This window comes from Desulfitobacterium sp. (genome assembly GCF_982384815.1).
On sequence record NZ_CEVWNY010000049.1, the window covers coordinates 1 to 21,574 of the forward strand.

Annotated in this window: 22 protein-coding genes; 18 read left to right on the top strand and 4 right to left on the bottom strand. The window is 45.1% G+C overall.

The window, feature by feature from the left end:
* Positions 1 to 198 precede the first annotated feature (198 nt).
* Entirely contained in the window at positions 199 to 330 is a 132-nt protein-coding gene (locus tag AC1U9U_RS09070) for a hypothetical protein (RefSeq protein WP_479960239.1), read from the top strand.
* An 89-nt stretch (positions 331 to 419) separates the two neighbouring features.
* On the opposite strand, the gene AC1U9U_RS09075 is transcribed toward AC1U9U_RS09070, so the two are convergent.
* From AC1U9U_RS09075 to AC1U9U_RS09090, 4 genes are all read right to left on the bottom strand, one after another.
* Positions 420 to 857: a DUF2512 family protein gene (locus tag AC1U9U_RS09075; protein WP_479960240.1), complete on the bottom strand. Its 438-nt coding sequence runs from the start codon at positions 855 to 857 to the stop codon at positions 420 to 422.
* 29 nt (positions 858 to 886) lie between these two features.
* Positions 887 to 1,609, bottom strand: a complete 723-nt coding sequence (gene cybH, locus AC1U9U_RS09080) for a Ni/Fe-hydrogenase, b-type cytochrome subunit (protein ID WP_479960241.1) — start codon at positions 1,607 to 1,609, stop codon at positions 887 to 889.
* Between the two features lie 24 nt (positions 1,610 to 1,633).
* Positions 1,634 to 3,346 carry a nickel-dependent hydrogenase large subunit gene (locus AC1U9U_RS09085; RefSeq protein WP_479960242.1) on the bottom strand — a complete coding sequence of 571 codons (1,713 nt, stop codon included), beginning with the start codon at positions 3,344 to 3,346 and terminating at the stop codon, positions 1,634 to 1,636.
* Positions 3,347 to 3,421: 75 nt separating this feature from the next.
* Positions 3,422 to 4,510: a hydrogenase small subunit gene (locus tag AC1U9U_RS09090; RefSeq protein ID WP_479960243.1), complete on the bottom strand. Its 1,089-nt coding sequence runs from the start codon at positions 4,508 to 4,510 to the stop codon at positions 3,422 to 3,424.
* A 214-nt stretch (positions 4,511 to 4,724) separates the two neighbouring features.
* On the opposite strand from AC1U9U_RS09090, the gene AC1U9U_RS09095 reads away from it, so the two are divergent.
* From AC1U9U_RS09095 to AC1U9U_RS09175, 17 genes are all read left to right on the top strand, one after another.
* Complete coding sequence (locus tag AC1U9U_RS09095; protein WP_479960244.1) at positions 4,725 to 5,891, top strand: amidohydrolase; 1,167 nt, start codon at positions 4,725 to 4,727, stop codon at positions 5,889 to 5,891.
* A 257-nt stretch (positions 5,892 to 6,148) separates the two neighbouring features.
* Entirely contained in the window at positions 6,149 to 6,526 is a 378-nt protein-coding gene (speD, locus tag AC1U9U_RS09100; protein ID WP_479960245.1) for an adenosylmethionine decarboxylase, read from the top strand.
* A 233-nt stretch (positions 6,527 to 6,759) separates the two neighbouring features.
* Complete coding sequence (locus tag AC1U9U_RS09105) at positions 6,760 to 7,518, top strand: polyprenyl synthetase family protein (RefSeq protein WP_479960246.1); 759 nt, start codon at positions 6,760 to 6,762, stop codon at positions 7,516 to 7,518.
* Between the two features lie 143 nt (positions 7,519 to 7,661).
* A complete protein-coding gene (gene tatC / locus AC1U9U_RS09110) occupies positions 7,662 to 8,414 on the top strand; it encodes a twin-arginine translocase subunit TatC (RefSeq protein ID WP_479960247.1) in 753 nt (250 codons plus the stop codon).
* Positions 8,415 to 8,425: 11 nt separating this feature from the next.
* On the top strand, positions 8,426 to 8,845 hold the full coding sequence (locus AC1U9U_RS09115) for a Sec-independent protein translocase subunit TatA/TatB (protein WP_479960248.1): 420 nt from the start codon (positions 8,426 to 8,428) through the stop codon (positions 8,843 to 8,845).
* A complete protein-coding gene (locus tag AC1U9U_RS09120; RefSeq protein ID WP_479960249.1) occupies positions 8,842 to 9,810 on the top strand; it encodes a polyprenyl synthetase family protein in 969 nt (322 codons plus the stop codon). Before AC1U9U_RS09115 ends, AC1U9U_RS09120 begins: the two co-directional genes overlap by 4 nt.
* Before the next feature lie 291 nt (positions 9,811 to 10,101).
* Positions 10,102 to 10,776 (top strand): 4Fe-4S dicluster domain-containing protein, encoded by a 675-nt coding sequence (locus AC1U9U_RS09125; protein ID WP_479960250.1) that lies wholly within the window; start codon positions 10,102 to 10,104, stop codon positions 10,774 to 10,776.
* 23 nt (positions 10,777 to 10,799) lie between these two features.
* On the top strand, positions 10,800 to 11,750 hold the full coding sequence (gene nrfD / locus AC1U9U_RS09130; protein WP_479960251.1) for an NrfD/PsrC family molybdoenzyme membrane anchor subunit: 951 nt from the start codon (positions 10,800 to 10,802) through the stop codon (positions 11,748 to 11,750).
* Positions 11,751 to 12,069: 319 nt separating this feature from the next.
* Positions 12,070 to 13,365: a cytochrome c biogenesis protein ResB gene (gene resB, locus AC1U9U_RS09135; RefSeq protein WP_479960252.1), complete on the top strand. Its 1,296-nt coding sequence runs from the start codon at positions 12,070 to 12,072 to the stop codon at positions 13,363 to 13,365.
* 27 nt (positions 13,366 to 13,392) lie between these two features.
* Entirely contained in the window at positions 13,393 to 14,247 is an 855-nt protein-coding gene (gene ccsB / locus AC1U9U_RS09140) for a c-type cytochrome biogenesis protein CcsB (protein ID WP_479960253.1), read from the top strand.
* A 139-nt stretch (positions 14,248 to 14,386) separates the two neighbouring features.
* Entirely contained in the window at positions 14,387 to 15,025 is a 639-nt protein-coding gene (locus tag AC1U9U_RS09145; RefSeq protein WP_479960254.1) for a precorrin-2 dehydrogenase/sirohydrochlorin ferrochelatase family protein, read from the top strand.
* Entirely contained in the window at positions 15,001 to 16,332 is a 1,332-nt protein-coding gene (hemA, locus tag AC1U9U_RS09150) for a glutamyl-tRNA reductase (protein ID WP_479960255.1), read from the top strand. The genes AC1U9U_RS09145 and hemA overlap by 25 nt, the downstream gene beginning before the upstream one ends.
* Before the next feature lie 11 nt (positions 16,333 to 16,343).
* Complete coding sequence (gene hemC / locus AC1U9U_RS09155) at positions 16,344 to 17,267, top strand: hydroxymethylbilane synthase (protein WP_479960256.1); 924 nt, start codon at positions 16,344 to 16,346, stop codon at positions 17,265 to 17,267.
* A gap of 28 nt (positions 17,268 to 17,295) precedes the next feature.
* Entirely contained in the window at positions 17,296 to 18,813 is a 1,518-nt protein-coding gene (gene cobA / locus AC1U9U_RS09160) for a uroporphyrinogen-III C-methyltransferase (protein ID WP_479960257.1), read from the top strand.
* The gene (gene nirJ1 / locus AC1U9U_RS09165; RefSeq protein WP_479960258.1) at positions 18,806 to 19,984 is read left to right on the top strand and encodes a putative heme d1 biosynthesis radical SAM protein NirJ1; all 1,179 of its coding nucleotides are present in this window, start codon (positions 18,806 to 18,808) and stop codon (positions 19,982 to 19,984) included. The genes cobA and nirJ1 overlap by 8 nt, the downstream gene beginning before the upstream one ends.
* Positions 19,985 to 20,126: 142 nt before the next feature.
* Entirely contained in the window at positions 20,127 to 21,104 is a 978-nt protein-coding gene (gene hemB / locus AC1U9U_RS09170; RefSeq protein ID WP_479960259.1) for a porphobilinogen synthase, read from the top strand.
* Positions 21,104 to 21,574, top strand: a 471-nt coding sequence (locus AC1U9U_RS09175; protein WP_479960260.1) for a radical SAM protein, incomplete at its 3' end; no start/stop codon positions are given. The genes hemB and AC1U9U_RS09175, both read left to right, overlap by 1 nt.

Sequence of the window (21,574 nt, forward strand, 5' to 3'; positions counted from 1 at the left end):
ATAGTATATTAGTTACTAGAAAGGGGGAACAAAACATGGCATTTTTCGGTGGAGCCGGCGCAGGTGTAGGCGGAGCCGGTTTGGGTGCAGGAATTGCAATCGTCGTGGTTATCATTCTTCTATTAATTGCAATGGGAATCGTTTTCTAATATAAGGATGCCAAGCGGGACAGAAAAAATGAAAGCGGGGGTTTAGACGATGTACGGATATGGCGGATTCGGCGGTGGTGTTGGTTGCTGCGGCGGCTACGGCGGCAACTTCGTTGGCGCAGGAATTATTGCGATAGCAATCCTTATTCTTATTGCGCTGGGCGTAATCTTCGCATTCTAAGGAGCAGCCTAGAAGAGGTATTGCTTCAGGAGTTGAAAATATTTAAGGAGCCTGCGGGCTCCTTATTTATAACGATCGGTTCTATCATTTCACTTCCTTTTTTTCAGTTTGGGATTTATCAAATATTTATGAAGGAAAGACTCCCCACCGGCAATTAGGAAGGAGCTATAAACTGTTGCAAGAGACCAGGTGTAAACCGGCTCCGTAAAATATCTTCCATATCCCCAAATTATTATAAAGACTAAGAAAAAATCAATAATTGCAGTAAAAAAATTCCCGGCAGCCTTGAGGACTAGGATGTCTCCGATTAAATAGGACCCAATAGCCAGAACCGGACTAAGTAGAAGAACGGAAGTAAGGCTTAAGCCGAAAAATAAAACCATAGTAAGATAGAGGATTAATGTAAACATCAAGTATTTTATCAATATAGCAGTAAGGTGTTTCATCAATATAGCAGTCAGGTGTTTCATGTGGAAAACCTCTAATCGTTTTTGCGGATAGGCTAATCCTAAGGTATCTAAAGCCACGGGGTACAGTCCCCGTGGCTCTTTACTTTTTACTTGCTCCTAAGATCATCGGGCTTAATATTATCCTTGAGCTCATACTTATACCCATTGATCATGGATGAGACTGTGCCGTCATCGTCTAAAATATCCTGACGAAAGACCATATAGAGGTGTCCGAGCAGAAATACTGCATAGCCCCAGGCGAGGAGATGATGGAACATCCGGACCTGGCTTTCACTGCCCATAGCCGGGATCACCCAGGAAAAGAAACCGAGCACTCCGGCAGGGGTGGCTGTAGCCCTCATAGCAAAGCCGGTAAGGATCATACCTAAGCTCGCTAACCAGATGAAGATAAGATACATGAGTTGAGCTATAGAATTATGCCCTACATGGGTGGTGTGTTCGCGGGTTAAGAACAAGTAGTATTTTAAGGTGGCAACAGCGTCCTGCCAAAATTCCTTGCGCCAAAAACGCATTTTCGAGAACTCATTACCAACTATAAACCAGTACAAGCGGAAAAGGAGATTGGCGGTGAATATATAAGCAGTAATGCCATGCCAGTAACGCATATTCCCCATAAAAAAGTTTTCCACTGCCTCACCAGGAGCCACCAAGATCGGTTTGCCAATGTACATTCCGGTGATAAATAAAATCACAATGGCGGTGGCGTTTATCCAGTGAAAAAGCCTAACCGGCAGTTGCCATACATAGGTGGGCCGGCGTAGGCCCGCAGGACTTCTGCCGTTGGAGCGGTTTTTGTATGTTTCATTCATCGGCAAACACATCCTTTCTCGCCACTACAAAATTTTTACCTTAGCCAGTTCCTCACCGGTGGGGGAAATAAGATGGGTAGCGCAAGCTAAGCAGGGGTCAAAGGAGTGAATTGTTCGCAATAACTCCAGGGGTTGATCCTGAACGGCTACGGGAGTGTCCAAGAGGGAGGCTTCATAGGGGCCTTTGACACCTTTATCATCCCGGGGGGCAGCGTTCCAAGTGGTCGGGACGACTGCCTGATAGCTTTCGACTTTTCCGTCGCGGATTTTAACCCAATGAGCGAGAGCGCCTCTAGGTGCCTCGGCAAACCCAACCCCTTGAGCCGAGGAAGGCCAGCGGCCGGGCTCCCATTTCTCGGGATTAAAGGTTTGACTGTCTCCGGCTTTAATGTTAGCAATCAGGTCGGCATAGAATCCGGCTAAATGATCCACGGAGTATTTGGCTTCCAGAGCCCTGGCTAAGGTTCTGCCCAGGGTAGAGAATAAGGCCTCGGTGGGCAGATCCAAACGCTTTAAGGCGTCATCCACCAAGCCCTTTATTTCCCTGTTGCCTCCGGCGTAGCCTACCACAAAGCGGGCCAGGGGCCCCACTTCCATAGGATTGCCTTTCCAGTGAGGGGTTTTAATCCAGCTGTACTTCTTATTTTCATCGAGATTATGGTAGGGTGGTCTTGGCCCGTCGTAAGCAGGATTAGTCATGCCTTGCCAAGGGTGCAAGCCTGCTTTAGGATCGTCGTACCGGTACCAGGAGTGACCGACAAACTCCTTAATATGCTCCGGATCTTTGAGATCCACATCATGGACTTTACTAAGATCCCGATTAAGGACAGCCCCCCTAGGGAAGAGGAAATTCTCAGGCTCGCGGATATCGGTTAGCGGAACTCCGCCATAGCAGAGGAAGTTACCTATGCCGCCGCCCCAAAGCTCGCTTTTATAGAAGCCGGCGATGGCAAAGATATCCGGAATGAGTACCTTATCCACAAATATCTGGGCTTCATCAATTTTTGCCTTGACTAAATTTAGACGTTCCATATTTACAACATGGACATCATTTAGGTTAATCGTGGAGGCGTGTCCTCCTACTAAATAATTAGGATGGGGGTTTTTCCCGCCGAAAACCGTATGGATTTTGACTATTTGCGTCTGCCAGTTAAGAGCTTCAATATAATGGGCCACACCCAGTAAATTGGCTTCGGGGGGCAAACGATAAGCAGGGTGCCCCCAATAAGCATTGGCAAAAATCCCCAATTGGCCGCTTTCAACGAGCCCTTTGACCTTGTTTTGGATATCCCGAAAGTAGCCTTCCGAGGATTTCGGCCAGTCGGAGATGGACATGGCTAGTTCACTGGTTGCTTTTGGGTCGGCTTTAAGAGCACTGACTACATCGATCCAGTCGAAGCCGTGCAAGTGATAAAAATGTACCACATGGTCATGGACCATTTGGGTAAGGGTCATAATGTTACGAATATAATTGGCATTTTTCGGGATTCGATAGTCAAGGGCGTCTTCCACAGCACGGATGGAGGCGATCGCATGGATATGTGTACAGACACCGCAAATTCTTTGTACAAAAGACCAAACATCCCGTGGATCTCTGTTTTCTACGATTTTTTCGATTCCCCGAAAAACCGTTCCTGAGCTTAAGGCATCGGTGATTTTTGTGCCCTCGACTACAGCTTCAATTCTTAAATGCCCTTCCACCCGGGTTATGGGATCAACTACAATTCTTGTGGCCATAGCTTCCAAACCTTTCGCTATTTTCTTTTATTTTCAGGTCAAGATGCTTCGCACGGCTCAGCATGACATGCCTCATTATTCATCTTGGTTATCCTTTTTTCGTTTCTCACTGCTTTTAGAAGCAATGGTAGCTGCCGCATGAACCGCTATCCCAATACCGACAACGCCAAGCATAGCCTTACCCAATTCATCGGGATTCCTGCCGATGGCATTGTTAGGGATATCGGCCAAGTGGGTATAAAAAGGTGTGCTTGTGTCGTACCAGTTGTTTTCAGAACAAGCCATGCAGGGATGTCCGGATTTGACCGGGAAGCTTACTCCATCATTCCATTCAATTACCGCACAAGCGTTATAAGCCACGGGACCTTTGCAGCCCATCTTATAGAGGCACCAGCCTTTTTTGGCCCCTTCATCATCAAACTTTTCTACGAACTGCCCGGCATCAAAGAAAGCTCGGCGGGTGCAGCCATCATGGACTCGTTTCGAATAGAAAGCTTTCGGGCGACCCAGAGCATTCAGCTCGGGAATTTCCCCAAAGGTAATGTAATGGACAATGGTTCCGGTAATCACTTCGGCAATCGGTGGACAGCCGGGTACATCGATGACCGGCTTGTTCTTCACAATCCGCCGGATGGGAACAGCTTCGGTGGGATTGGGATAGGCGCCCTGAACACATGCATTGCAGGCACAGGAACCATAGGCAATAACTGCGGCTGCTCCATCTGCACACTCCTTGAGCAAGTCGTTGGCGGTCATTCCACCGATCGTACAGTAAACTCCACCATCCCCTAAGGTGCCGCTCCCTTCCACTACCAACACATATTTGCCATAATAGTCCTTCATGGTTTTTAGACGGGCCGATTCGGCCTGTGTTCCCGCTGCGGCCTGCAAGGGCTCCATGTAGTCCAGAGAGATCATATTGAAGATAAGATCGGAAACAAGTGGGTGGGCACTACGCAGGAAGGATTCCGCACAACAAGTGCACTCCTGCAGGCTAAGATAGATCACCGGTACGCGGGGCTTCGTTTCTAAAGCGTGGACGATCTTGGGAACAGCTGAGGAATCCAGACCCAGCATGGCGGCAGTCATTGTACAGAATTTCAAAAAATCCCGCCGGGAGATACCTTTGCGGCGAGCCCACAGATAATAGGTTTCGTTGCCCAATATCAAGACCTCCTCACCCTTTATTATTCTATTGGTTAACCATTAGGTGGAAAATTATGCATTGTAATTTTGTAATTTTCTATCATTCAAAAAGGCTTTGCCCGGGTTCCTGCAATGGTCAAGTGGTTGACGGTGTAGAAAGGACTCATCCTTCAGACTTAGTAATGTTTTTTTGGTAATACTAAGAAAACAACAATTAGCACGAGGTGAAGGAATGAATCTTCTAATTAAAAACGGCTTAGCCTGGCTTCATGAACTGGGAGATTACGTAAAAGTTGATATATTAGTTGAAAAAGATAAAATCAAAAAGATTGCTCCGCTAATTGAAGTGGAAAAAGCGATTCCAAATATCGACATTAAAGAGGCCTATGTCCTGCCGGGATTAATCGACTGCCACTCCCATTTAGGGATTATTGAAGAGGCTACCGGAAAAATCGGCGTGGACAACAATGAGATTTCCGACCCTATTACTCCGAATTTGAGGGCTATTGATGCAGTCAATCCTATGGATATAGCTTTTAAGGACGCCTTGCGCAGTGGGATCACCACCGTTATGTCCGGACCGGGGAGTGATAACCCCGTAGGGGGCCATAGCATTGTGGTAAAAACTGCCGGACGAATTATAGACCAGATGGTAATAAAGGACCCGGCGGGGCTTAAAATAGCACTGGGAGAGAACCCGATTACCACCTATGGTAAGGATAAAAAGACGCCGGTTACCCGTATGGGGACGGCGTCCCTCATTCGTGAGTTATTTATGAAGGCTCAAGATTATTTGGAGTTAAAGCAACAAGGTAAAGTAAAGTATCGTGAAGCAAAGCTGGAGGCGATGATTCCGGTCCTGACTGGAAAGGTCCCTCTGCGGGCTCATGCTCATCGCGCGGATGATATCATAACGGCTATGCGGCTTGCCGAGGAATTTAAGATTGAGAAGCTGGTCATTGAACATGGCACAGAAGCCGATTTGATCGCGGATTACTTGACGGAAAGGAAAGTAGCCGTAGCCTTTGGTCCAATGTTGACGCCGCGTATCAAGATGGAGTTAAAGAATCGTAATTATGCCTCTGCCCTTAGGTTAGTGGAGTCGGGGTTAAAAGTAGGCTTGATTACGGATCACCCCTATAATTCTATTGACCAACTAAGAACCATAGCTATCCTTGCCGCAGCAGAGGGTCTCCCCAAAAAGGACGCCATAAAATGCATAACTATTAATCCGGCGGAAATCCTTAACTGCCAGGATCGAATTGGGCGAATTGCCGAAGGCTTAGATGCCGATCTGGTTGCGTTTAACCGTGACCCACTTGATATTAATGCCAAGGTACTCTTGACAATTATTAACGGAAAGATAGTTTACACTAATAATGATAGATTTAGAGTTTGAAGTTAAAGGAACAATTTATATTTTTTGCTCATAGAATAGAGTGATTTTAGGAGGAAAGCAGAGCAATAGGTAAAAAAACTTATTTATTTTAGGGTCTTGTAGATTAAAAAGGGTTTTCTGTGATAATGTATACTTTTTTATTGACAAGCGGCGACATTGTGCTACAATTGTTTTCGATAGGAATTTGGGTCACCGAACGATTGGTTCGGCTCGGATTCCTACCATTTTACAATTGAAAAGGGGGCAACGATGACAAGATGAACAATTCTCTGGGACGTCATGTGTTGGCTGAAATCTATGGTTGTAGTTTCGACATTCTTAATAACCGCGAAGAAGTCGAAGCAATCATGGTCAACGCAGCCCTGGAAGCAGGTGCGGAAGTGCGCGAAGTGGTATTTCATAAGTTTAGTCCGCAAGGTGTTAGTGGGGTAGTGGTAATTTCCGAATCCCACCTAGCCATTCATACTTGGCCTGAACTTGGTTATGCTGCTGTAGACGTCTTTACATGCGGGGATCGTGTCAATCCCTGGGACGCCTGTAATTATCTGACTGAGCAATTTAAAGCCGGTCATATGACCGCGACAGAAATGAAGCGCGGAGTAGTGGAAGATCCAAAAGAAGCGGTTAATCTTTAGGAGGGATATTTATTTTATTCCAGACTGAGATAAGGCTGGCAAGGTAGACCTTGTAACACGGAAGAGTTGCAAGGTCTATTGTTTTGGTTTTTTTAATGTCAATATTTTCTAGGTAAATATGGGATGATTTGATTGATCTTGTAAAAAATAATAAGGCATATATATGAGCAGGATTTTACAAAGAAGCCTAGAATATAACTTAGATTAGCCTCTAATATTAAGGAGAGATTGCCTTGTTGCACTTCACTGAACAATTCAAGGAGGAACTTGAAGAAATAAAGGAAACACTTAGACGTGAAATCAAGCTCAAGGCCGCTGAATTTGATGAACTTATCGAATTAGATTTTAATGAGCTGGATAATAACGCCTGTCCCCTAATTGTCCTTTCGATAAGCAAAACCTTTGGGGGAGTAACACATTCGGCTATAAGTTTAGCAACGATTTTCCAGTATGTTTTTATGGCGGATCAGGTCCATCGCTTAATGAAAGATGATCATGATCTGGAAGAAAGTAAGCGGCAGTTTCCGGTGTTGGTGGGGGATTTTCTCTATGGAAAATTCTTTTTAGGCTTATGTAAAGCGAAGATGCTTCATTTTCTGGCTCCTTTTGCCAAGGTTATTAAGAGTATGAATCAAGGGGCAATATCCCGTTGGTTAGTCAAAGATAATATAGAGGTCGGCGAAGGCGAATACATAAAGATTCTCGAAATGGAGAGAGCTTCTCTAACCGGTCTTGCAGCTCGGCTTGGTGCAGAATTGGCCGGATGCCCGGAAAAAATTCAGGACCAATGTGAGGTTCTAGGCCGAAGCCTCGGTATTGCCTGGGCAGCTTACCAAGAGCAATTACAGAGGAGTATCATTGATAGTGCTTTAAATCAGGCTCGAATCGTGCAGGCTGAGCTTTCCCTGGGTAAGGGATTTTTGTTGAGTGAATTAATCGATTACATGGAAGCTAATCTTAAGTTTGATACGCTGGAACTTAACTATAGATAAGGGATTTTTGAATTTTTTTTGTCACCGGGAGTATTCCGTGCTAAAATTAAATGTGGTATACAAATACTTCACAATGTAAAAGCTGGGTCCCAATCTAGATGGACTAATGAATATAGAAGGATTTTCGGGAAGGATGTGTGGGGATGCGCAGGCGAAAACGTGAGGACGAAAATATGCCACTCATGGAGCATATTCGCGCATTACGCAAGGTTTTCATATTTGCGGCTTACGGTATTGTTTTAGGCACTGTAGTCGGTTGGCTATATAGTGATCAGGTTTTCGGATATCTGGCTAATCCGGTTCAACAACTGGAAATAGAATTTGTTACCTTAACCCCAATGGAACTCATTATGGTTAAGCTTAAGGTTTCCCTGGCTGTGGGTATCGTCGTGGCCGCACCGATTATTCTTTGGCAGATCTGGAGCTTTATCCTCCCGGCGTTGAAGCAAAATGAAAGAAAATATCTCTATATGATTGTCCCCAGCTCCTTGGTTCTGCTTGTGGTAGGTATTGGTTTTGCCTTTTTCTTCGTTATTCCGGTAGGTCTCAAATTTCTTCTTTTTACTGGGCAGAGTGTCTTAACTTCTACTACCTTACTTACGAAATCATCTTATTTATCTTTTATCCTTCGTTTTCTTCTTACTTTTGGTTTGGTCTTTCAACTTCCCGTCATTCTGCTGATCCTGATCCGCATGGGTCTGCTCTCTCCCGATAGTTTAGCCCGCAAGCGGAAATATGCTTTTTTCGGCATCGTTGTAGTGACTATGCTTATTTCACCTACTCCTGACCCAATGACTCAAGGGCTGATGGTGTTGCCTACTTATTTGTTGTATGAAGTAAGCATTTGGCTTGGTTATCTCGTGGCACGTAATCGAGAGAAGGCACTGCAAGGTTAGGGGGGTAAAAATTGAGTTTTAATGAACTCGTCGTATTAATGGTTATTGCTTTGATCTTATTTGGTCCCGAAGATCTCCCGGATGTAGCGCGGGCTATCGGTAGAATTGTCTTTGAAGTGAAAAAAATTGCCGGAGATATGACAAAGGAATTTCAAGAGGCAGTGAATACTCCCTCCAATATTGTCAAAAAGACTCTGGATGAGACCTTGAAAGCTCCTACTCCGAACAAAAGCAGTCAAGGGGAAGCAACAAAGGCTGCTTCAACGGAGGCGGCGGCTAATCCTGAGACCGCGAATACCGCGGCGGATAATGATGAAACGCCTAATCATACTGAGGAAGAGCTTCTTACCTATGATGAGGACCCCTTGGCTGAACTCCCCGAAGAGATGGTTTCCTACGATAAAGGTTATAAGCAGGTGAACCAAGATTGAAACAACTTTGGCTTTTTAACCAAATCAACTCTGATTTACAAAGGGTTGAGAAAGAACTTTATGCTTATATTAAGACGGATTTCCCTGTTTTAGATCTGTCCGCTGTTCAACTATTGGAGGCTGGAGGGAAACGTTTACGCCCGGCTTTTACCCTTTTGGCGGGAAAATTCTATGGCTATCCTATCAATAAGCTGTTGCCGGTGGCTATGGCCTTGGAGCTGATCCATATGGCTACTCTGGTCCATGATGATGTTGTCGATGCCTCAACAACCCGGCGTGGGCTGCCTACAGTAAAAGCAAAATGGGGGAATATTGTTTCTATAGCGACAGGAGATTATCTTTTGGCCAAGGCTTTGGAATTACTTGCCCAGATTAATCATCCGGATGTTTCGCGGATTCTCGCCGAAGTCAGTGTCGAGATGAGCCAGGGCGAAATACAGCAGATTAAGGCCTCCAATGATGTCAATCAGAATCTAAAGCAATACTATTACCGAATCAAGCGAAAAACGGCATTACTGATTTCCGCTAGCTGCAAATTAGGGGCATTGGTTTCCTCAGCTCCCCGCAGGGAAGTCTGGGCTTTAGGGGCCTATGGACATTCCTTGGGGATGGCCTTTCAGATCGTGGATGACATTCTTGATGTTACGGCAGAGGCTTCGGAATTGGGAAAGCCGGTTGGGGGAGATATTCGTCAAGGTATCATGACCTTGCCATTAATCCTTGCCCTTAACCAGTCTGAGCGTAGGGATCAATTCCGGGAATTATTAATTAAGCCTGCTAAAACAGACGCAGAGGTTCATGAGGCAATTCGAATCATCAAGGAATCCGGTGCTATCGAAGACTCTATGCATTATGTAGATTTATATATAAGGAAGGCTAATTCCTATCTTCAAGAACTTCCCAATGTGCCCACGCGCAAAGCTCTTGTAGACTTAGCCTATTTTGTCAAGGACCGAAAATTTTAATTTATTGAGTCACCGGATAGCCTTTTATCGGTAATCCGGTTTTTATCTTTGATAAAGGGGTAAAATATGCAAGAAAATTTAAGAATATGGATGGGCGGGTTGATTTTTAGTGAAATCTTTATCATAATGTAGAAATTACCGTAACTAGCTACTTTGCAATAAATAATTTCTATGGTATTATACAGACGGAAGCTTAGTGAAACAATTATTGCACTAATAAGTATTTTTGCAAGCTTTTGTGTGAAAAAATGGGTAAGGACTAGAGGGAATTAGAGAAAGGGGTTGTTCCATATGTCAAAGCTCGATGTTAAACTAACACGTCGTACAGCTTTAAAAGTCGGAGCCTTAACCGCTGCCGCTGTTGCAGTGGGCATTCCGGTAGGAAGCTTTAAAGTAGCGAGTGTTAAGGCCGCAGGAACGGAGTCGGGTGAATCCAAACAATTAGGCTTTTTGTATGACCAAAGTAAATGCATTGGTTGTAAAGCCTGCGCTTCCGCATGTAAAAAAACTAACAATTGGGAACCGGGTGCTGAATGGCGGAAAGTGTATTCTAAAAAGACAGATAAAGGTTCTGTATTCTTATCGATGAGTTGTAACCATTGCGAAGATCCGGCTTGTATGAAGGTGTGCCCTGTTAAAGCCTATACCAAACGTGAAAAAGACGGTATCGTAATTCATGATACTAAGAAATGTGTAGGATGTGCATATTGCCTTTATGCTTGTCCATATCATGCTCCTCAGTTTGTAAAATCCGGCACGGGAGCAGTTACGAAATGCAGCTTCTGCTATCAAATCCAAGATGAAGGCGGTAAACCTGCCTGTGTATCGGCATGCCCTGTGAAAGCTCTGCAATACGGTGATCTTACCGAGTTAAGAAAAACAACTGGTGCTGTGGCTCCGGAGGTCAATGGTCTTCCTCCTGCCGATATCACCAATCCTTCACTCGTAATTATTCCAAAAGCTTAAGGTAATAAGGAGGAGGAAAAGACATGCAACTTCATTGGGGATGGTTAATCGTTATATATCTCTTTTTAGGGGGCTTAGGCGCAGGAGCATACCTGACTTCTTATGCCGCTCAGAGGGGTTGGCTAGGTAATTCACCGGCTTTGAAACGTGCCGGGTATTTTATGGCAGCACCTATCGTTGCCTTTGGTACGGCACTGTTGGTATTTGACCTTGGTCAAGGTTTAAGAAAACCCTGGTTGTTAATCGGTTTGCTGAGAAACGTTACTTCTTCGGTAATGACTTGGGGTGTATATATTCTCGCCCTGTTCATTTGCGTAGGACTTGTAGTAGCTTTCCTTGTCCTTAAGAAAAAAGAAATTCCCGGTGTTTTGGAACATGCCGGTGCGGTTTTAGCTTTAGCAACTTGTGCTTATACAGGACTTCTTGTGGCTGTAGTTGAAGCGATTCCTTTCTGGAATACTTATGTAATGCCGGTATTATTTGTTGTTTCTGCTATATCCACAGGTCTTTCCATCACTCTTTTAGTGAGCAATATTATTGACAAAGGTCTTCATACTGATGAATACAAGACTACCAAGCTCCACTTCTATCTTGTCAGCATTGAAATCGTTCTCATCGCCTTCATCTTCAGCATGGCCAATGCCGGTAATAAGGGCGCTGTAGCCGCTGCTTCCGCAGGTAAAGCAATCTCCGGTGAACTCGCTCTTTGGTTCTGGCTCTTCCTGGTAGTACTCGGACTTGTAGTGCCCCTTTTAATCTCCGCCTATGGAATTAGAAAACTTGGCGGTTCCGTTCATTCAAGTCATGCTCTTCAGGCAGCAACCGGCAGCGGTAGCTCTATTGCGTTAAAACAAGAGCAAGGCTTAGTGAAAGTACTTCTTTTCAGTGATGCCTTAGTGGTTCTGGGTGGCTTTATATTGCGCTATGTGGTTATTTTTGCGGCAATGCCGATTTGGAACGGAATCTTAAACTAAGGAAGCACCAATTAGGATTAGAGATTAAATTACGAAATATTTTAAATGAATAAGGCAGGCAAAGCTCACAGCTTATCAGGCAAACTATACGAGCTTTGCCTGCCTTATTTTCATTATTAGACTTTCAGGCAGCTTTGGTAGACGATATAATATTTGTGTTTATTATCATTTTCTTAAGGACTTCTTAACAATAACTCAAGGAACTATGATTTTTTTGTGAAACAACCCCTCCCACTAGGTTTACGAGTGTATATAGTGTAAAATAATACATAATATAAGCCTTTAGGCTCGAGTTATCAAAATTATACTGGAGGTTGTTATGAGCAATAGGTCTGACGGATTTGTAGAGAAGGTATGGGACATTTTTAGTTCTATGAAGACAGGGTTGGTTCTATTGGGAATCGTTGCCCTGGTATCAGGGATTGGAACCCTTGTACCACAGCAATCCCTAAACCCGGAAGGTGCCATGCAAGTTAGTGAGATCTGGAGAAAGCTGGGATTCACCAACATTTATACATCGCCCCTGTTTCAATTTCTATTAGGCTTGCTTTGCATTAATCTTATTGTGTGTAGTGCGCAACGCTTTGGGGTAATCTATAAATTAACCTTTAATCCCGAACCTCCCCGGGAAGGCTCCCAAATACCGCAAAGGATTAAGACAGAGGTTAGCAGTCCGGATGTTGAAGATTTACGGAAAAAGACTAAAGATGTACTCGGCAAAAAGGGCTTCCGTATTACCCAATTTGAACAAGAGGGTAAATGGGGCTTTACTGCTCAAAAACGGCGCTTGGGCAATTGGGGATCCTTCATTACACATATTTCTTTTGTAATTTTGATCATCGGGGCTTTAGTTGGCTCGCTCTTCGGCTTTAAAGGTTTTATGATGGCCGGTGAAGGCAGTGTCACTCCTCTCAAGGAAATCGAGATCAGCAAGGGTCAGGTAAAACATAACTTTATGGTTAAAATCAACTCGGTGGAAGACAGGATCTTGCCCAGTGGGGAACGGGACAATTGGTATACTGATCTGAGCATTGTTGAATCCGGTCAGGAAGTATTGCGTAAAAGCATTTCCGTAAACCATCCTGTAACCTATAAAGGAGTAACCTTTTATCAAGCCAGTTATGCTCCCGGCGCCTTATTTACTGTTGAGATGGGGGGGCAAAAAAAACCGGTAACTCTCCAAAATGGGGGCTATTTTAATATACCGGGAACCAATCTGTTCCTCTTCCTTGCCGCTATGAAGAATGATCCTAAGGAGTCGGTTATTCTTTATCAGGTTTTTGATGAAAAGAGTCAGGTTAAGATGGGGCAACTTACCCCAGGTCAAAAAGATAATGTCCAAGATGTTTTTAACCTTACCTTTGAAAGACCTACCGCCTATACCGGGTTGCAGGTTAAAGCGGATCCCGGTGTCTGGGTTGTTTGGATAGGTTCAGGACTTTTAATGGTGGGCTTGATTTTATCCTTCTACTGGCGGCCGACTCGTATTTCGGGTATTTTAGAACCAAATAAAGCTCAAGGAGTGCCTACTTTAACTGTAGGATTACATACAGGTAAGTTCAACATAGGTGCTAAAGAGGAATTTGATCGGATATTGAACGATTTAAAGGCCTAATCATATCTGAAAAAAGGAGTGGATTATATGGGTGGAACCTTACAAAACTGGGAAGTAATCATGTTTTATGTCATGGTCGGTGCCTATGTGGCCGGTACTGCTCTTTATTGGCTGTGGATGGCGTTTAAGAAAGATGCCATCGGTTATTTAGCAACTACTGCCGCCATCATAGGCTTAGTGGCTAATACTGCAGCAATTATTTTGCGTTGGATAGTTTCGCAAAGACCCCCTTTAACTAATGGTTACGAATTTATTCTTACTTTTTGTTGGGGAATCGTATTTATCTACTTATTTGCGGAGTTTCGCTATAAACTAAGGGCCTTAGGTAGTTTTGTAATGCCTGTGACCTTCGTATTAATTATATTTATTATCATGAAAATGGGACCAACAGAACGGGTAGCAGGTGCTATTCCTCCAGCCTTAAAGAGTCAATGGTTAACTTTTCATGTTTTTACGGCTATGCTGTCCTATGGTGCTTTTGCGATAGCCTTTGGCTTGGGAATCATGTATTTAATTAAGATTGGCAATTCTTCCGGAGAGAGGAATGCCAAGGAAACTTGGATAAGTCGCATTCCCGATGAAAATACTCTGGATGATTTAGCTTACAAAATGATTGGCTTTGCCTTTCCAATGTTAACCCTATGTATTGTTACCGGTGCCATCTGGGCTGACTATGCCTGGGGAACCTACTGGGCCTGGGACCCTAAAGAGACTTGGTCTCTGATTACTTGGATTATCTATGCAGCTTATCTCCATGCTCGCTTAATGTATGGATGGAAGGGGAAAAGAGCTGCTTGGATGGCTATTTTGGGCTTTGTAGCAGTGCTGTTTACCTTCTTTGGTGTCAACTATTTGCTCCCCGGACTTCATTCATATGCTTGATCGGGAGCTTGTTCATAAAAACACTTAATCGTTTCGATAAGAAATTACTTGTTTAGACCTCCGGTGTTTCATTGTCTGATAGGATTAGAAGTTTGCTTATACAAGTATATGAGTTATACGACAAGGGGGAGATAAGCAAGTGTCGCGTTATTATCCCATATATGTTGATTTACAGAATAAGCCTGTTTTAGTAGTTGGCGGAGGGACAGTAGCCCTGCGCAAAGTTAAGACATTGTTGGAACATGGTGCAATCGTACGCATCGTTTCCCCTAAGCTTCTACCGGAATTAAAGGAACTTGTGGATTTTGTACAATGCTTCTGGGAAGAAAAAAAATACGTTCCCCATGATTTGGGGGATGCGATCCTGGTATTTTCCTGTACTGAGGATGAAGAAGTTAATCGCCTGGTTGCTCAAAATGCCCGCCAGTCTTATCGACTAATCAATGTCGTTGATGACCCGGAAAAGTGTACTTTTATTGTTCCTTCGATAATGGAACGGGGGGATTTAAGTATCGCCGTTTCTACCGGGGGGAGCAGTCCCATCGTTGCCCGTCAGATTAGGGCGGAACTGGAACAGCAATATGGGGAAGCTTATCAAGAATACGTATTCCTCTTGAAAAGCTGGCGGAAAGATGTTAAAGCCAAACTCTCGGCCGAGCAGAAGGAAACATTTTGGAACCAAGTAACTGATGGAAAGGTGCTTCAACTCATAAATAACGGTCAGCTTGATGATGCGAAGGGAGTTGTGGAAAAGTGTTTCCGATCACTGTTGGGTTGAACCATAAAACGGCGACCGTTGAGATCAGAGAAAAGCTTAGCATTCATCCTTCTCAAATCAATAAGGCAATTATGGAATTGAGTTCACTGGCAGCTTTAAATGGTGTAGTCTTGCTGAGCACTTGTAACCGTTTAGAGATCTATGCCGCTACACCGGAAGTTGAGCTGGGTGTCGCGGCGATTAAAAATTTTTTAGCCCAATATAGTAATCTACGGGAAGAAGATATTAATCAATATCTTTATGTTCATACTCTCTATGATTCAGTCCGTCACATCTTTAGGGTAGTGGCGGGCCTCGATTCAATGGTTATGGGAGAAACCCAAATCCTTGGTCAAGTAGCCGATGCTTACGAAAAATCCATCCAACTCAATGTAACCAATAAGGTAATTCATGCTATCTTTCAAAATGCTTTAGCAGTTGGAAAAAGAGTTCGAGCGGAAACTCAAATCGATCAGCACCCAACCTCTGTTTCTTACACGGCGGTAGAACTTGCTAAACAGACCTTTGGCGAGGTCAAAGATAAGAGTATTCTAATCTTAGGGGCCGGAGAGATGAGTGCTTTAACAGCCAAGCATCTGGTAGCCAATGGAGCAACTACCGTAATAGTATCTAACCGCTCTTTTCAACGGGCTAAAGTCCTGGCCGAAGAATTCAACGGCAGCGCGGTTGCTTATGAAAATCTTGATTCCACTTTGGCCAAGGTTGATATTGTGGTTTCTGCTACCGCGGCCACTCACTTTGTTCTTCATCCGGAGCGTATGGAGCGAGTAATGAAGAGCCGCGGCGGTCGTCCTATTCTGCTGATAGATATTGCCGTTCCCCGGGATATTCATCCTGAGATTGGGGAGTTGGCCGGGGTAACGCTTTTTGACATTGATGATTTAAGAGGAGTTGTCGATGCCCATCAAAAAGCGAGAGAAAAGGCTGCCCAACAGTCGGAAAAAATTATTGAGGAAGAAATGGGGCGTTTTCTCAAGTGGCATAACACCTTGTTCGTAGTCCCCACCATTGTTGCCTTGCAAAAGCGTGGGGAAGAGGTCAGGGAAACTATGTTAAGGAGTGCCCTCAATAAACTTGGCCCAATAGATCCCAAACAAGAAAAAATAATTCGGACAATGGCCAATTCTATTGTTACCCACCTTCTTCATACCCCCATAGCCAATCTTAAAGAGGCAGCCAATACCAGTCGCGGTCATTTGTATACGGAAATTACCCAAAATTTGTTTGACTTAGAAGTGAACCAGGAATCGCCTCATACGGGGTGGAGTGTTCACCATGCGGCAAGTCACCATTCCAACCAAGGTTAAGAGGGAGAAAAATGCAAAAGATTAGAATTGGAACACGAGACAGTCAATTAGCACTTTGGCAAGCGGAGTGGGTAAAAAAGAACTTGGAAGCCTATTATCCGGAAGTTGAGTTTACCCTTGTGCCCATGAAAACAAAAGGGGATAAGATTCTTGATGTTCCCCTTGCCAAAATTGGTGATAAGGGGCTTTTTACTAAGGAATTAGAAGTTGGCCTTCTCGGCGGGCAAATCGATTGTGCGGTGCATAGTTTAAAGGACCTTCCTACAGTATTACCGGAGGGGTTGGCAATCGCTGTATTTTGCGAAAGAGAAGAACCCAGGGATGTTTTTTTAAGCAAAGACGGCACGCCACTAGCTGCTTTGCCGGTAGGATCAATCATTGGTACGAGTAGTCTAAGGCGCAAAGCCCAATTGCAAAGTTACCGTTCAGACTTGGTTTTTGCTGATTTAAGAGGGAATCTACAAACTCGTTGGCGAAAGCTTCAAGAATCAAATATGGCGGGAATTGTCCTGGCAGCAGCCGGTGTAAAAAGGCTGGGATGGGAGGACCGTATCACTGAATATATTCCTCAGGAGATTATGCTTTCCGCTGTGGGGCAAGGCTCTATAGCTGTGGAGATTGCGACCGCAAGGGAGGATGTACGAGATCTTTTGCGTGTCCTGAACCATCGGGAAACAGAACTAGCGGTTAGAGCAGAGCGGGCTTTTCTCTACCGGCTGGAGGGAGGATGTCAGATTCCCATTGGTGCATACGCCATCGTGGACCAACATATCCATCTTAATGGGATGGTGGCATCTCTGGACGGTCAGCGTATATTAAAGGTCACGAAGTCGGGAGAAAATCCGGAGGAGCTTGGCAAGAAAGCGGCAGAGGTGCTGATTGCTCAAGGCGCTGAGGATATCCTCCATGAGATAAGAAAGAAGTTTGGTTCCTAAGATATTAATGTGTAGGGAGTGTTTATGTTTGAGCAAGGGATATGTGTATTTAGTCGGTGCAGGACCGGGAGACCCCAAATTAATTACCGTAAAAGGCGCAGAGTGCATCGCCAAAGCCGATGTACTTATCTACGATCGGCTTGCTTCCCGCCGGCTCTTATCCTTAGCACGTCCTGATTGTGAACTCATATATGTGGGGAAATCACCGGATCGACATACTTTACGTCAAGAAGAGATCAATGCCTTATTGGTTCAGAAAGGCTCCGAAGGGAAAATCGTGACACGTTTAAAGGGGGGAGACCCCTTTGTTTTTGGGCGCGGGGGAGAAGAGGCTGAAGATCTGCTCAAGGCCGAGATTCCCTTTGAAATTGTCCCTGGGGTTACTTCCGCAATTTCTGTACCGGCTTATGCCGGTATTCCTGTTACCCATCGGGACTTAACTTCTTCCTTTGCGGTTATTACCGGTCACGAAGATCCTACGAAAAACAGCTCGGCATTGGCTTGGGAGCATTTGGCCACGGCTCATGGTACCCTGATTTTCCTAATGGGCATGGAGAACTTATCCTTAATTGCCGCCAAACTGATAGAAAATGGTCGTTCTCCTTCTACACCTGTGGGAATTATCCAGTGGGGAACACGCCCTGAGCAAAAAGTTTTGGTAGGGGAACTCCATAACATTGCCCAAAAGGTCAAGGAAGAGGGATTTACTAATCCCTCCATCATTATTGTTGGTGAGGTTGTTAGCTTAAGGGAAAAGTTGCAGTGGTTCGAAAAGAAACCTTTATTCGGCCAGCGGGTGATTGTAACCCGGGCCAGACATCAAGCCAGTGCTCTTTCCCAAGCCATCGAGGAACTGGGGGGAGAACCTTGGGAATTTCCCGCTATTGAAATTGTCCCGCCAACTGATCCTGACAAGTTGGCTCAGGCCATCAAGAACCTGAAACGGTTTGAATGGATTATCTTTACCAGTGTGAATGGCGTAGAGGAATTCTTCAAGGTGTTAGTGGAGCAAGGCAAGGATATCCGGGACCTGGCCGGAATGGATGTAGTTGCTATTGGGCCTGCTACTAAGGCAGCCTTGGAAAAGCGTTGCCTAAAGGTTTCCTTTGTCCCGGAAGAATACCGGGCCGAAAAGATTATTGAAGGATTAGCCAGCCGGGTATTACCGGGGCAGAGTGTTTTGCTGGCAAGAGCGGAGGAGGCAAGGGATATTCTTCCTGAGTCCTTAAAAGCTCTTGGGGCTGATGTTTGGGATATTCCGGCCTATAAGACGATTCTCGGCAATGCCAATAAGCAAGAATTACAGGAATTATTGAAGGAAAAGGCTGTATCGGCAGTGACCTTTACCAGTTCATCGACGGTTAGGAATTTCTTAGCGCTTATCGATGGAGATAAATCTCTTTTAGAGGGAGTAAAACTTTATTCGATTGGGCCCATCACCAGCGCAACTGCTAAGGAAAATGGCTTGACCATTTATCGGGAGGCTGAACAATACACGATAAGTGGACTTATGGAAGCTCTGGCAGGGGGGACAAGCAATGATTAGCGTAACAAAATTATTATTCAATACCGAATACTTTGGCGATTCTCTGCGTTATACCAAGGGTTCCAAAGGTTCAATGCATGGGACCACTTTGGGAACCGGCCCCGTAGTGGTCTGGAACTCCACTCGAACCTGTAACCTTAAGTGTGTCCATTGCTACATGGAATCAGATGCTCAAAAGTATCAAGGGGAGCTGACCACAGAAGAAGCGAAACGCTTTATCGATGATTTAGCGGACTTTAAGGTACCGGTCCTGCTTTTTTCCGGCGGCGAGCCTTTGATACGCCCGGATTTCTTCGAACTGGCGGAATATGCCGCTGCTAAGGGTATTCGTCCTACCCTTTCCACTAATGGCACCCTAATTACTCGGGATGTGGCAAGACGGATCAAAGAAATCGGTGTGGGCTATGTGGGAATCTCCTTAGATGGTTTGCGAGAGGTTAATGATAAATTCCGGGGTAAAGTTGGTGCTTTCGAAGCCGCAATGGCGGGTATTCAAAACTGTGTTGCCGTAGGACAGCGCGTAGGGCTTCGCTTCACCATTAATAGTCATAACTTTGCCGAATTAGATAAGATCTTTGACTTTATTGAAGAGGAAAATATCGATCGAGTCTGTTTCTATCATTTGGTTTATTCGGGCCGGGGTAATCAAATGATCAAAGAGGATGTTAGTCCTGCCCAGTCGAGACAGGCAATGGAGACTATTATCCGCCGTACCATCGATTTTGAAGAGCGGGGTCTCCAGAAAGAGATCCTGACCGTTGATAACCACTGTGATGGGGTATATATTTATCTGCGTACCTTAAAGGAAGATCCCGAGAAGGCCGGTAAAATAAAGGAATTGATCAGTATGAACGGAGGAAACCGTTCCGGCATCGCCTTTGCAGAAGTGGATCCTCTGGGATACGTCCATCCTGATCAGTTTACTCAACATATTACTTTCGGCAATGTGCGGGAACGCAGATTCGGGGACATCTGGACCGATCTTTCCCATCCGATTTTAGCGGGGTTAAAGGATCGCAAGCGTCTGCTTAAAGGCCGTTGTGCTCAATGTCAATACTTAACTAATTGTAATGGTAATTTTCGTACTCGGGCAGAAGCCGTGACCGGAGATTTCTGGGAATCCGATCCTGCCTGTTATTTGACCGATGAGGAAATTGGGATACTAGAGTAGTCAGCCAATGCGGCAACTAAACCTGAAAAAGATCCTTCGCAAATGCTCAGGATGACATCCACTCAAGTCATACTGAACAAAGTGAAGTATCTTGACCCAATAGATTTTTTACCATCGGGTGGTGCTATAAAGGAGGATAAAAATGCAGCAAATTAGACGTCCCCGCCGCTTGAGAAGCAATGAAACTATCCGCAAGATGGTCCGGGAGCATCATGTTCGCCTTGAGGACTTGATCTACCCGATGTTTGTGATGTTCGGTGAAAAGAAAAAGATTCCCGTTCCTTCAATGCCCGGAGTCTATAATTACTCCTTAGATGAGTATTTACCGGCCTTAAAAGAGGTAGCAGAAGCGGAGATTCCGGCGGTATTGCTTTTTGGTATCCCTGAGACCAAGGATGAGGTGGGAACCGGTGCTTATGATTGCCAGGGTATAGTTCAGGAAGCAGTACGTTTAACGAAGAAGCATTATCCGGATCTTTATGTGATCACCGATGTCTGTCTGTGCGAATATACGGATCATGGTCACTGTGGACTAATTCAAGACGGTCAGGTGCTTAATGATCCCACTCTTAAATTACTGGCCCGGACGGCTGTCTCCCACGCCGAAGCAGGGGCGGATATGGTGGCGCCCTCAGACATGATGGATGGCCGGGTGGCTGCTATTCGGGAAGCCCTTGATGAAGCCGGCTATGCTCAGATTCCCATTATGGCTTATTCGGCAAAATTTGCCTCCGGCTATTATGGGCCTTTTCGGGAAGCGGCCGGTTCTGCCCCCCAATTTGGCGATCGCCGTACCTATCAAATGGACCCGCCCAATGCCAACGAAGCCATGATTGAGACAGCCCTCGATGTGGAAGAAGGGGCTGATGTGATTATTGTTAAACCGGCCTTGGCCTACGGGGACATTACTTATCGGACTAAGGAACGTTTTGGTCTACCGATAGCGGCCTATAATGTCAGTGGTGAATATGCGATGGTTAAAGCTGCTGCTGAGAAAGGCTGGATTGATGAGAAGCGCATCGTTATGGAGAGCCTGGTCGGTATGAAGCGAGCCGGTGCCGATCTCATTATCACTTATCATGCCTTGGATGTAGCTAGTTGGCTGAAGGAGGATGTATAATGATTGTCTCTTGGAATACAACCAATGCCTGCAATATGTATTGTGATCACTGTTATCGTGATGCAGGCTGTAAAGCCGAAGAGGAGTTAAGCACTTCAGAGGCCAAGACCCTTCTGGAGCAGATTGCTAAGGCAGGGTTTAAAATTATGATCTTTAGCGGTGGGGAACCCCTTTTGCGTCCGGATATTGTGGAACTGGTAGCTTATGCCAGATCTTTAGGTTTGCGTCCGGTTTTTGGCACCAATGGCACTTTAATTACCGTGGATATGGCCCGTCGACTCAAGGAAGCCTGGGCGATGGGAATGGGCATCTCCCTAGATTCCCTCAATATCGAAAAGCATAATCAATTCCGCAAGTATCCTCGAGCTTGGGAAGAGGCTGTGCAAGGGATGCGCAATTGTCGGGAAGTGGGACTTCCTTTTCAGATCCATACTACGGTGATGGATTGGAATCGGGATGAACTGGAAGCC

Coding starts and splice junctions, on each gene's coding strand:
- AC1U9U_RS09070 (WP_479960239.1), top strand. CDS start 199: ATGTACGGATATGGCGGATTCGGCGGTGGTGTTGGTTGCTGCGGCGGC.
- cybH (WP_479960241.1), bottom strand. CDS start 1,609: ATGAATGAAACATACAAAAACCGCTCCAACGGCAGAAGTCCTGCGGGC.
- AC1U9U_RS09085 (WP_479960242.1), bottom strand. CDS start 3,346: ATGGCCACAAGAATTGTAGTTGATCCCATAACCCGGGTGGAAGGGCAT.
- AC1U9U_RS09095 (WP_479960244.1), top strand. CDS start 4,725: ATGAATCTTCTAATTAAAAACGGCTTAGCCTGGCTTCATGAACTGGGA.
- speD (WP_479960245.1), top strand. CDS start 6,149: ATGAACAATTCTCTGGGACGTCATGTGTTGGCTGAAATCTATGGTTGT.
- tatC (WP_479960247.1), top strand. CDS start 7,662: ATGCGCAGGCGAAAACGTGAGGACGAAAATATGCCACTCATGGAGCAT.
- AC1U9U_RS09125 (WP_479960250.1), top strand. CDS start 10,102: ATGTCAAAGCTCGATGTTAAACTAACACGTCGTACAGCTTTAAAAGTC.
- nrfD (WP_479960251.1), top strand. CDS start 10,800: ATGCAACTTCATTGGGGATGGTTAATCGTTATATATCTCTTTTTAGGG.
- resB (WP_479960252.1), top strand. CDS start 12,070: ATGAGCAATAGGTCTGACGGATTTGTAGAGAAGGTATGGGACATTTTT.
- ccsB (WP_479960253.1), top strand. CDS start 13,393: ATGGGTGGAACCTTACAAAACTGGGAAGTAATCATGTTTTATGTCATG.
- hemC (WP_479960256.1), top strand. CDS start 16,344: ATGCAAAAGATTAGAATTGGAACACGAGACAGTCAATTAGCACTTTGG.
- nirJ1 (WP_479960258.1), top strand. CDS start 18,806: ATGATTAGCGTAACAAAATTATTATTCAATACCGAATACTTTGGCGAT.
- hemB (WP_479960259.1), top strand. CDS start 20,127: ATGCAGCAAATTAGACGTCCCCGCCGCTTGAGAAGCAATGAAACTATC.